Source organism: Paraburkholderia sp. 31.1 (genome assembly GCF_014397645.1).
Taxonomy (GTDB): domain Bacteria; phylum Pseudomonadota; class Gammaproteobacteria; order Burkholderiales; family Burkholderiaceae; genus Paraburkholderia; species Paraburkholderia tuberum.
Genome location: NZ_VZQN01000020.1, coordinates 38,846 through 50,559, shown reverse-complemented (window position 1 = coordinate 50,559; position 11,714 = coordinate 38,846). Strand labels below are relative to the sequence as shown.

General features: G+C 62.3%; 8 protein-coding genes and 1 tRNA gene. 8 read left to right on the top strand and 1 reads right to left on the bottom strand.

What is annotated here, in order from left to right; genetic code table 11:
* Nucleotides 1-225 precede the first annotated feature (225 nt).
* Nucleotides 226-1,032: a GTP cyclohydrolase FolE2 gene (gene folE2, locus F6X37_RS17215; protein ID WP_187612167.1), complete on the top strand. Its 807-nt coding sequence runs from the start codon at nucleotides 226-228 to the stop codon at nucleotides 1,030-1,032.
* Between the two features lie 94 nt (nucleotides 1,033-1,126).
* Here the strand turns inward: folE2 and tsaD are convergent, their stop codons facing one another.
* The gene (gene tsaD, locus F6X37_RS17210; protein WP_187612166.1) at nucleotides 1,127-2,155 is read right to left on the bottom strand and encodes a tRNA (adenosine(37)-N6)-threonylcarbamoyltransferase complex transferase subunit TsaD; all 1,029 of its coding nucleotides are present in this window, start codon (nucleotides 2,153-2,155) and stop codon (nucleotides 1,127-1,129) included.
* A gap of 145 nt (nucleotides 2,156-2,300) precedes the next feature.
* On the opposite strand from tsaD, the gene F6X37_RS17205 reads away from it, so the two are divergent.
* The 7 genes from F6X37_RS17205 (at nucleotide 2,301) to F6X37_RS17175 (ending at nucleotide 11,446) form a co-directional block, all read left to right on the top strand.
* Nucleotides 2,301-3,536 (top strand): NAD(P)/FAD-dependent oxidoreductase, encoded by a 1,236-nt coding sequence (locus F6X37_RS17205; RefSeq protein ID WP_187612165.1) that lies wholly within the window; start codon nucleotides 2,301-2,303, stop codon nucleotides 3,534-3,536.
* Nucleotides 3,537-3,585: 49 nt separating this feature from the next.
* A complete protein-coding gene (rpsU, locus tag F6X37_RS17200; RefSeq protein ID WP_018424196.1) occupies nucleotides 3,586-3,798 on the top strand; it encodes a 30S ribosomal protein S21 in 213 nt (70 codons plus the stop codon).
* Between the two features lie 235 nt (nucleotides 3,799-4,033).
* Nucleotides 4,034-4,480 (top strand): GatB/YqeY domain-containing protein, encoded by a 447-nt coding sequence (locus tag F6X37_RS17195; RefSeq protein WP_184057455.1) that lies wholly within the window; start codon nucleotides 4,034-4,036, stop codon nucleotides 4,478-4,480.
* Nucleotides 4,481-4,597: 117 nt separating this feature from the next.
* Nucleotides 4,598-6,478 (top strand): DNA primase, encoded by a 1,881-nt coding sequence (gene dnaG, locus F6X37_RS17190; protein WP_187612164.1) that lies wholly within the window; start codon nucleotides 4,598-4,600, stop codon nucleotides 6,476-6,478.
* Between the two features lie 91 nt (nucleotides 6,479-6,569).
* A complete protein-coding gene (gene rpoD / locus F6X37_RS17185) occupies nucleotides 6,570-8,960 on the top strand; it encodes an RNA polymerase sigma factor RpoD (protein ID WP_187612163.1) in 2,391 nt (796 codons plus the stop codon).
* 153 nt (nucleotides 8,961-9,113) lie between these two features.
* A tRNA-Ile gene (locus F6X37_RS17180) sits at nucleotides 9,114-9,201 on the top strand.
* 1,102 nt (nucleotides 9,202-10,303) lie between these two features.
* Nucleotides 10,304-11,446, top strand: coding sequence for a porin (locus tag F6X37_RS17175; RefSeq protein ID WP_187612162.1), 1,143 nt, complete (start codon nucleotides 10,304-10,306; stop codon nucleotides 11,444-11,446).
* Nucleotides 11,447-11,714: the final 268 nt, after the last annotated feature.

Here is an 11,714-nt window from a genome sequence, read left to right as displayed (position 1 = left end):
CGTCGTAGGTGCGACTCATGCCGCCGTCATGCGACGGCGGCTTCGGCAATCTCCAGTTTGAACCGACGGGTGTTGTGGGCCGTCACCCAACGCCGGCGCGAGCCGGCGTTCGCCGTTGCGCGCACTGATCCGCATGGCCGATGGGTGCCTCGCACTCGCTGCGCGATAGTCGCCGATGCAGCGAAACCTTGGCGCAGCCCGGCGCTTTCCAGAAAGGACAAAAGAATGAATCAGATGAATCCCGCTTTCGTGATGCCCGACGTGCAAAGCACCCCCGACACGCGCCAGATTCCGATCCAGCGGGTCGGCGTGAGGGGCGTGCGTCATCCGTTGACGATTCGCACGCAAGGTGGCGAAGTGCAGCCGTCGGTCGGCACGTGGAATCTCGACGTGCATCTGCCGGCCGAGCAGAAGGGCACCCACATGTCGCGCTTCGTCGCGTTGCTCGAAGAGAACAAGGCGCCGCTCGAACCGGCCACGTTCCGCACGATGCTCGCGGCTATGCTCGAAAAACTCGAGGCGGAGGCGGGCCGCATCGAAGTGTCGTTCCCGTACTTCGTGAACAAGACCGCGCCGGTGTCGGGCGTGCAGAGCTTGCTCGATTATGAAGTCACGCTGACCGGCGAGACCCGCCATGGCGCGACGCGGGTGTTCCTGAAGGTGCTGGTGCCGGTCACGAGCCTGTGCCCGTGCTCGAAGAAGATCTCGCAGTACGGCGCGCACAATCAGCGTTCGCACGTGACGATCGATGCCGAGCTGAACGGCGACGTCGCTGTCGAAGAGTTGATCCGTATCGCCGAGGAAGAAGCGTCGTGTGAACTGTGGGGCCTGCTCAAGCGCCCGGACGAGAAGTTCGTCACCGAGCGCGCGTATGAAAATCCGAAGTTCGTCGAAGATCTCGTGCGCGACGTTGCCCAGCGTCTGAATGCCGACGAGCGCATCGTCGCGTATGTGCTAGAAGCGGAGAACTTCGAGTCGATTCACAATCACAGCGCGTATGCGGTGATCGAGCGGGACAAGCGCCTCGCCTGATACGTTCCTGATCGCTCCACGCTGTTTCGTTGCGAAAGCATTGAAGCAAAAAAGCCGCTTGTAAAGCGGCTTTTTGTCCTCTTGGGGCGGCGGTTCAGTGCGCGAGCGACGTCAGATCCCAACGCGGCTTCACGGTGAACGCGTAGTCGTGGCCGGCCTGTTCGGGCCAGCGTTGCAAACGCAGCGCGCCGGCCAGCGCGATCATCGCCCCGTTGTCCGTGCACAGCGACAGGTCCGGGTAGTGGACGTAGAAATTGCGCTTCTGCGCGGCGGCCGACAGCGCTTCGCGCAATTGCCGGTTCGCGCCGACGCCGCCCGCCACCACCAGCCGGTTCAGCTTCGTGCGCTTGAGCGCCGCTAGCGATTTCGCGGCCAGCACGTCGACGGCGGCATCGACGAAACCGCGCGCGAGGTCGGCCTTGGCCTGCTCGCAGATGTTCGCGCCGCCCAGCCGGTTCGCGTGCGTGAGCACGGCGGTCTTCAGGCCGCTGAAGCTGAAATCGAGGTCGCCGGAATGCAGCATCGGGCGCGGCAGCACGACTGCGCCGGGTGTACCGAACTCGGCCATGCGCGAGACTTCGGGGCCGCCCGGATAGCCGAGGCCCAGCAGCTTGGCGGTTTTGTCGAAGGCTTCGCCGGCGGCGTCGTCGAGCGTCTCGCCGAGCGTCTCGTAGAAGCCGACGTCCGTCACGCGCATCAACTGCGTGTGGCCGCCCGAGACCAGCAGCGCGACGAACGGGAACGGCGGCGGCTCGTCGACGAGCAGCGGCGACAGCAGATGCCCTTCGAGATGGTGAATGCCCACGGTCGGCTTGTTCCACGCCATCGCCAGCGAATTCGCGACGCTCGCGCCGACCAGCAGCGCGCCCGCGAGCCCGGGCCCTTGCGTGTAAGCGATCGCGTCGATGTCGCCGCGCGCGACGCCGGCGCGCTCCATCACCTCTTCGAGCAGCGGCAGCGCGCGGCGGATATGGTCGCGCGATGCAAGCTCCGGCACGACGCCGCCGTACTGCCGATGCATCGCAATCTGCGAATGCAGCGCGTGCGCGAGCAGGCCGTGCTCCGTGTCGTAGAGCGCGAGACCGGTTTCGTCGCAGGAGCTTTCGATGCCGAGAACGAGCATGATGAATCGCTTGAGACGGGCGCGCGCGACGCGCGTCCGGAAGTGAAAGGTAAGCCTGAAAGTATACCAGCGCGGACAGGCGGCCGCAGGCGGCCGGCAGAGCACGGGCATGGACGCGAGGGCCCGGCAGGTACAATACGGCCCCATGGAATCCTTCGATATCGCGGTGATCGGCGCGGGCGCGGCCGGCATGATGTGCGCGGCCGTGGCCGGTCAACTCGGCCGGCGTGTGGCGCTGATCGACCACTCGCAGCGTCTCGCGGAAAAAATCCGCATTTCCGGCGGTGGCCGGTGCAACTTCACGAATCTGTATGCGGGGCCGGCCAATTATCTGTCGGCGAATCCGCATTTTTGCCGCTCGGCGCTCGCGCGCTATACGCCGCGCGATTTCATGGCGCTGCTGAAGCAGCATCGCGTGACATGGCACGAGAAGCACAAGGGCCAGCTGTTCTGCGATCAGTCGAGCGACGCGGTCATCGACGTGCTGAAGAACGAGTGCGACGCCGGTGGGGTTGCATGGCGCACGCCGCTGTCGGTCGAAGAGGTGCGCCAGGACGCCGAAGGACAGTTCCTGCTCGGCACGACGGCGGGCACGATCGCCGCCCGTGCGCTCGTGATCGCGACGGGCGGTCTGTCGATCCCGAAGATCGGCGCGACCGATTTCGCGTACCGGATCGCCAGGCAGTTCGGCCACAAGTTGATCGACACGCGTCCCGCGCTGGTTCCGCTGACCTTCGCTCCGGCCGACTGGGAGCCGTTCGCGGCGCTATCGGGCGTGTCGCTTGAAGTACAGCTGTCGACTGGCAATACGAAGACCGGCGCCGAATTCACCGAAGATCTGCTGCTCACGCACCGCGGCCTGTCGGGCCCAGGCGTGCTGCAGATCTCGAGCTACTGGCAGCCCGGCGAGCCGATTCACATCAATCTGCTGCCGGAGCGCGACGCCGCGACTGCGCTCATCGACGCGAAAAACGGCACGAAGCGGCAGATCGCCAATCTGCTATCGGAATGGGTGCCGCAGCGGCTCGCGCATGTGTGGCTCGACACTCACCGGATGGTTGCCGAGGCCCGCGTCGCCGATCTGCCGGACAAGGCGCTGCGCGGCATCGGTGAGGCGCTATCGCGCTGGACCCTCACGCCGAACGGCACCGAGGGTTATCGCAAGGCCGAAGTGACGCGCGGCGGGGTCGATACGCGCGGTTTGTCATCGACCACGATGATGAGCGCGCGGGTGCCGGGCCTCTACTTCATCGGCGAGGCGGTCGACGTGACCGGTTGGCTCGGCGGCTACAACTTCCAGTGGGCGTGGGCGTCGGGTGTCGCGGCGGGCGAGGCGGCGGCCGAATATGCCCGGGGGCTTGACGGCGCAATGGCTTTGTGAGAAAGCTCTGCTATACTCCTGAACCTTTGCAAAGTTCCGTTATTGAAAAATGACGACCATCCGCGTAAAAGACAATGAGCCGTTCGAAGTCGCCATGCGCCGTTTCAAGCGCACCATGGAGAAAAACGGCTTACTGACGGAACTTCGCGCTCGCGAGTTTTACGAGAAACCCACAGCCGAACGCAAGCGCAAGAAAGCGGCGGCGGTGAAGCGTCATTTCAAGCGTCTGCGTGGCCAGATGCTGCCAAGGAAGCTCTACTGATTCTGGCGTTGCCCCGCTGTACGTGGCGCGGCAGCATCCAAGCCGATGGCGGCACGACAGGTGTCATCATGGCAAACCCGGCCCGTCGGGCCAACCGGCAGGGTCGCATCCACTACGCAAAATTGCGCCAACCCGCTTGAGGAAGAAGTCCCAAGCGGGTTTTTGTGCTGATGCGGCGGTATCGCCGCCGTCGACCGGCCGGTTTTTCAACTTTTCAACGCAATTCAGGTGAGTGATGAGTCTCAAGGACCGGATCAACGACGATATGAAAGCTGCCATGCGGGCGCGCGAGACCGAACGTCTCGGGACGATCCGCCTGCTGCTCGCCGCGATCAAGCAGCGTGAAGTCGATGAGCGGGTCACGCTCGACGATGCCGCCATAACCTCCGTCATCGACAAGATGATCAAGCAGCGCAAGGATTCGATCAGCCAGTTCGAGGCCGCAGGACGTACGGATCTTGCGGACAAGGAAAAGGCCGAGTTGGCCATTCTTTCCGCGTACATGCCTGAGCAGATGTCCGAAGCGGAAATCGTTGCCGAGGTGCAGGCGGCGGTCGCGCAAACCGGCGCTGCCGGCCCGCAGGACATGGGCAAGGTGATGGGCGTGCTGAAGCCGAAGCTGGCCGGCCGCGCCGACATGACCGCCGTCTCCGCACAGGTCAAGGCCGCGCTCGCTAAGTAACTCTGTCGACTTGTCCGGGTCGCGCGCCTCCTGAAGGCGAGGCGCGGGACCCGGGCGCGGTGTCGAGCCCGGGCTCCGGGCTTGGATTTTGAAGCTTTCCAGGCAGCGTCATTTACTGTGATCCCACCGTCATTCCTGCAGGACCTGCTCAACCGCGTCGATATCGTCGACGTGGTCGGCCGGTATGTGCAGCTGAAAAAGGGCGGCGCGAACTTCATGGGGCTGTGCCCGTTTCACAACGAGAAGAGCCCCTCGTTTACGGTTAGTCCGACTAAACAGTTTTATCACTGCTTCGGCTGCGGTGCGCATGGTACGGCCATCGGTTTCCTGATGGAACACGTGGGCGCGTCGTTTCCCGAAGCGGTCAACGAGCTCGCGCAATCGGTGGGTCTCACCGTACCGCACGAGGCTTCTCCCGGATATGGCGGCGGCGGTGGTGGCGGAGCTGGCGGCGGCTACGCGCCGGCGGCATCGAAGGCCGTGACAACCGCGCTGTCCGATCTCATGCAGACCGCCTGCGACTACTACCGTAAGCAACTGCGCGGTGCGCCGGGCGCGATCCAATATTTGAAGAAGCGCGGCCTGACCGGCGAAGTCGCCGCGCGCTTCGGTCTCGGCTATGCGCCGGACGGGTGGCAAAACCTCGAGGCGGCGTTCCCGAACTATCGCGACGACGCCCTGGTCGAAGCGGGTCTCGTGATCGTCAGCGAAAAGTCGGACGCGCAGGGTCAGAACCGCCGCTACGACCGCTTTCGCGAGCGGATCATGTTCCCGATCCGCAATGTCAAAGGGCAGGTGATCGGCTTCGGCGGCCGCGTGCTCGACGGCGGCGAGCCAAAGTATTTGAATTCACCGGAAACGCCGCTATTTAACAAGGGCAGCGAGCTGTACGGGCTGTTCGAGGCGCGTCTTGCGATTCGAGAGCAACATTACGTGCTGGTCGTCGAAGGTTATATGGACGTGGTTGCGCTGGCCCAATTGGGCTTCCAGAACGCCGTCGCGACCCTCGGCACCGCTTGCACGCCGATTCATGTGCAGAAACTGATGCGCCAGACCGACACGGTCATCTTCAGTTTCGACGGCGACGCGGCCGGCCGGCGCGCCGCGCGTCGCGCGCTCGATGCGTGCCTGCCGCACGCCGCCGACAACCGGACGATCCGTTTCCTGTTCCTGCCCAGCGAGCATGATCCCGACAGCTACGTGCGCGAGTTCGGCACCGAGGCTTTCGCCGAGCAGGTCGAACGGGCGATGCCGTTGTCGCAGTTCATGCTCAACGAGGTGTTGACCGGCAAGGAGCTCGATCAGCCCGAAGGCAAGGCCCGCGCGCTGTTCGACGCGAAACCGCTGCTGCAGGCGTTGCCGGCCAATGCGCTGCGCGCGCAGATCATGCATATGTTCGCAGACCGGCTCGATGTGCCATTCAGCGAAGTCGCGGCGCTTTGCGAAGTCGACGCGCGGATCGCGGCCGCGTCGCGCAGGGCGCCGGCCCGCAAGGACCGGCGCAGCGTGACCGGCATCGAGGAAAAGACGCTGCGCAATCTGGTGATGTATCCGCGCACGGTCGCGATGCTCGACGAAGCGGCCGAAGAGGCGCTGCTCACCGTGACCCGGCACGGCGAACTGTTCGCGGAAGTGACGACGCACGCGCGAGCCCTAGGCGATTCGGCAGCGTTCCAGTTGTTGTCCGATCTCTTGCGAAATGGCGCGAACGCCCCAACTTTCGAGGAAATCTTTCGCAAAATTCTAGACTATGATGAAAACGTCCGGGATTTGCTGCTGAAAGACCCGCAGGACGCGGCCGTCATCGAGGAACGGCGCGAGCAGGAACGAATTGTCGGCGAGGAGCTGAAAGCCGCGATTTTGAAGATGCGATACGACGCTTATTGCGATCGTCTCGAACAGCTTTCGCGACAGTCGCGGCATACGCCGGAAGAGTTTGCCGAGTTTTCGGAGCTCAACCGGAAGCGGGCCGACATGAAGCGTCAACTCGGGCTGTAGCGGAGAGGCCGAAACCTCGGGTGGTATAATCAAAAGTTTCTAGCGGTTTGTTTTTTCAAGGGTTTTCCTAGCAAAGGCGAAAGGCGATGCGATGGCAAAGACGACAGGCGGAAATCATGCAACGGGCTCACGCGCTAAAGAGCGCACCGGAAAAGTTACCGAAGCCAGGCTGACTGCATCCGCCAGAAGAACGTCTGCTGTCAGCGTTGCACCGGCTGCCGGGAAGAAGTCGTCGACCACTGCGGCCGCGCAGGCCGCACCGGTTCGGGCGGCGAAAGCTGTAGCACCGCCGGCTGCCAAGCGGGCGGGTGTCAGAAGCGCAAGGGAAGCGGCTGCCGTTCAGGACGATGAGGTAGCGCGCGTGACTTCAGTATCCACGGTTCAACCGGCTGTTGTCCAACAGCCGGGGGTCGAGACTACAGCCGGTACGGCGAACTCCATGACGAAAAAGCTGAATGAAGTACCCGTCGATGACGATGCAACCCAGACCGAAGAAACCGCTGCTGCCGCACCGGGCAAGCCGGAGAAGGTCAAGGCTCGCGACCGTCGTGCAAAGGAAAAAGCGCTGCTGAAGGATGCGTTCGCGTCGTCGCAGCCTGGCACGGTGGAGGAACTCGAGGAGCGTCGCTCGAAGCTGCGCGCCCTGATCAAGCTCGGCAAGGAGCGCGGCTTCCTCACGTACGCTGAAATCAACGATCACCTGCCGGACAACTTCACCGAGACCGAGGCGATCGAAGGCATCATCAGCACGTTCAACGACATGGGCGTCGCGGTCTACGAACAGGCCCCGGACGCTGAAACGCTGCTGCTCAACGACAACGCGCCCGCGGCTTCGTCAGACGACGAAGTCGAAGAGGAAGCTGAAGTCGCGCTGTCCACCGTCGACTCCGAATTTGGCCGCACCACCGATCCCGTGCGTATGTACATGCGCGAAATGGGCACGGTCGAGCTGCTTACGCGTGAAGGCGAAATCGAAATCGCGAAGCGCATCGAAGACGGCTTGAAGCACATGGTGATGGCCATCTCCGCGTGCCCGACCACGATCGCCGACATTCTCGCGATGGCCGAGCGCGTCGCCAACGACGAAGCGCGCATCGACGAACTCGTCGACGGTCTGATCGACGTCGACGCGGCAGACGCCGACGGCTTCTCCGCGCAGGAGGCGGAAGCGATCGAGAATGAAGACGAGGAAGCCGAGGAAGAGGACGAAGAGGACGAGGAAGAAGACGATGGCGCGGCGCAAGCCACCGCCAACGCCGCGCAGCTCGAAGCGCTGCGGCGCGCGTCGCTCGAAAAATTCGCGTCGATCAGCGAATGGTTCGACAAGATGCGTCGCGCGTTCGAGAAGGAAGGCTACAAGTCCAAGTCGTATCTGAAGGCGCAGGAAACCATCCAGAACGAGCTGATGACGATCCGCTTCACCGCGCGTACCGTCGAGCGTCTGTGCGACACGCTGCGCGCGCAGGTGGATGAAGTGCGTCAGGTCGAGCGTCAGATCCTGCATACGGTCGTCGACAAGTGCGGCATGCCGCGTGCGGAATTCATCGCGCGTTTCCCGGGCAGCGAGACGGACCTCGAATGGGCCGACAAGATCGTCGCCGAAGGTCACGGGTATAGCGCGATCCTCACGCGCAACATTCCGGCGATCCGCGAACAGCAGCAACGTCTGCTCGATCTGCAGGCGCGCGTGGTGCTGCCGCTGAAGGACCTGAAGGAAACCAACCGTCAGATGGCGGCCGGCGAGCTTAAGGCGCGCCAGGCGAAGCGCGAAATGACCGAGGCCAACCTGCGTCTCGTGATCTCGATCGCGAAGAAGTACACGAACCGCGGTCTGCAGTTCCTCGACCTGATTCAGGAAGGCAACATCGGCCTGATGAAGGCGGTGGACAAGTTCGAATACCGTCGTGGCTACAAGTTCTCCACGTATGCGACGTGGTGGATCCGCCAGGCCATTACGCGTTCGATCGCCGACCAGGCGCGCACGATCCGGATTCCGGTTCACATGATCGAAACGATCAACAAGATGAACCGCATCTCGCGTCAGATCCTGCAGGAAACCGGTCTCGAGCCGGATCCGGCGACGCTGGCCGAGAAGATGGAAATGCCGGAAGACAAGATCCGCAAGATCATGAAGATCGCGAAGGAGCCGATCTCGATGGAAACGCCGATCGGTGACGACGACGATTCTCATCTGGGCGACTTCATCGAAGATACGAACACGGTCGCCCCGGCGGATGCGGCGTTGCACGCGAGTATGCGCGACGTCGTGAAGGACGTGCTCGATTCGCTGACGCCGCGCGAAGCGAAGGTGTTGCGCATGCGTTTCGGTATCGAGATGAGCACGGATCACACGCTCGAAGAAGTCGGTAAGCAGTTCGACGTGACGCGTGAGCGAATTCGTCAGATCGAGGCGAAGGCGCTGCGCAAGCTGCGTCATCCGAGCCGTTCGGACAAGCTGAAGTCATTCCTCGAAGGGAATTGACGGCGACGGCCGCGGTTGGCCGCAAATGATGCGATCAAAGGGGCCTCCCGGTCGTTTCGCCGAAGCGAAGCGGTTGCGGAGGCTCCTTTTTCGTGTAGTATGTCGGCCAATCGACGAAACGGGCCCGGCCTTCACGACCGGGTCTTTTTTCTTGGGCTGGACGCCGTGTTGGTTGCAGGCAGTGGACTCATAATCCACCTCCGAAAGGACATCGTGGGTTCGAATCCCACCCGGCCCACCAAAGTATCGAAAAAAGGGTTCCGAATTCCGGAACCCTTTTTTGTTTTTGGGCGGCCTTCGGCTGCCTCAGCTGGGCGACCCAGTGCCAGCCTCAACCCCGGCGAGCGGCGTCCGTTGCCCCACACACCGCCCGACACCGACCCGCTCGCGCCAGGCTCCTCGCCTGAGGACGAGGAGGCGCTCAAGCGCGCTCCGCGCCAGCCATAACCGGTGATCACGCGTAATCAGGGAAACTCCGTGTAAAAGCGGGCGCAACCCCGCCGTTAATTGAATGCGAAAGGCTTGTTGATGCATGCCGTCCGCTTTCAGCGCGGGTCTTGTCACGCGGTGGCCGGCGTCGCAATTCACCTCCGGGCAACGTCCGTGCTGAAGGCTTTTTCGAATCGCGCGCGCATCTTATAGAGACGTGACAGAGGGTGCTCACTAAAGCGAGAAATCAGAAGACCGCCGCAATGGCAGTGTCTCAATAGTGAATGCTGATTCGGCGCGGTGGGCTCGGACCGTTGCGCCGCCCGGGGGCGGCAGCGATTGCTTGCGTCGGTCAATAAAGATTAGGTGAATGAGCCGTCTTGGTGATTCGACGAGTTAATCGCCCCGCCGGAAACCATTAATTGGCGGGTGCGCGAGCATGACTGCATTTAACTCTATTAAGTTCCGGCGCTCCAAAAATAAATCTCAAACGACGCGGATAACCGTCACTTCAACCATTTGATTACAAAAATATCGGCCGGTCTTTTCGTCAATTTGCTCCGACCCGATTACGTCACGCGTATTAAAGCACTGTTGCAAACGCGCAACTCAGAATATTGAGGCGTTGCAAATTCGTTTTGGCTGGAGCTGTCGATCCGGCCCCTCGATCTTGCAATAAACGGTGGAAAAACAAGAAGTTATCCCCATCGGCTCTAACATTGTTGCGAATTTCGAAAGATCCTGTTGCGGGAATTGCCTGCGTCGGTACCAGGGTGTCCCCCTACACTCACGCTTCGCTTCAAGGGTGCCCGGTCGATCCCCACGGTTCGGCCAAGCGGGCGGCGGCAAATGCGATGCATCGGCTGCTGAAGCAGGTCCTGCTCCCCGTATAAATTTTTCGAATTGGAGTTCCCATGAAAAAGAGTCTCATCGTCGTTGCGGTTGCCGCATCGTTCGCTTCGGTCGCTCACGCACAAAGCAGCGTGACCCTGTACGGTCTGCTCGACGCAGGTCTGACGTACACCAGCAACGTTGCCCACAACTCCAAGTGGGCAGCAGGTAGCGGCGGCATCAACCAGAGCATGTTCGGCCTGCGTGGTTCGGAAGATCTGGGCGGCGGTCTGAAGGCAATCTTCACGTTGGAAAGCGGCTTCAACATCAACAACGGCAAGTACGCTAACAACACCGGCATGTTCAACCGCCAGGCCTTCGTCGGTCTGTCGAGCTCGCAATTCGGTACGGTCACGCTGGGTCGCCAGTACGACGCAGCGCAGGACTACCTCGCACCGCTGACCGCAACGGGCAGCTGGGGCGGCACGTACTTCGCGCACCCGTTCAACAACGACAACCTGAACACCAACGGTGGTCTGTCGGTCAACAACTCGGTCAAGTACTCGAGCGCTAACTACGCTGGCTTCACGTTCGGCGGCACGTACGGCTTCTCGAACCAGGCTGGTGGCTTCGCAAACAACCGTCAGTACAGCTTGGGCGCCGCATACCAGTGGCAAGGCCTGCACCTCGGTGCTGCCTACGCTCAGCAAAACAACCCGGCTGCTAACGCAAGCGGCGCATCGGACGGCGTTCTGGCGAACACCGCGGGCGTGCTGCAAGGCGACTTCCTTCAGCGTCAGTTCGGCGCAGGCGCTTCGTACGGCTTCGGCCCGGCGCTGGTTGGCGTGGCATGGACGCAATCGCGCGTCGACAACCTGGTTGGTGAAGCTCCTGGTCAGCGTCAAGGCCACACCAACAACTACGAAATCAACGGCAAGTACAACGTGACCCCGGCTATGGCTCTCGGCGTCGCGTACACGTTCACCGACGCGCGCGGCTACGGCATCAACGCCGACGGTAACGACATGAAGACCCGTTACCACCAGATCGGCCTGCAGGCTGACTACTCGCTGTCGCGTCGCACCGACGTCTACGCTCAGGCTGTGTACCAGCACGCAATGGGTGACGGCGGCGTGGCTTCGATCTACAGCGGCGACAACACGGTTCCGACCTCGTCGTCGAAGAACCAGACGGCTGCTACGGTCGGTCTGCGTCACCGCTTCTAAGCTTCAGCAGAAGCTGCCTGTAGCACAGTAAGGTGCCGTTCGCGGCACCTTTTTTTATGCGCGCGGCAGACCGGTGAGCCGGTTTCCGTATGCGGGGCAAAAAAAACGGGCGTCCCTGGGGATGCCCGTTTTGCCATGACGACGTGAAACGATTCAGAAAATTGTCCGCAAACCGAGCGCAACGTCGGTCTGGTTGTCGCGGCCCGGCAGTTCGACCGACGCCGCGCCCGACACCTTGTCGAAATCGACGGTGCCGTACACCTCGGTG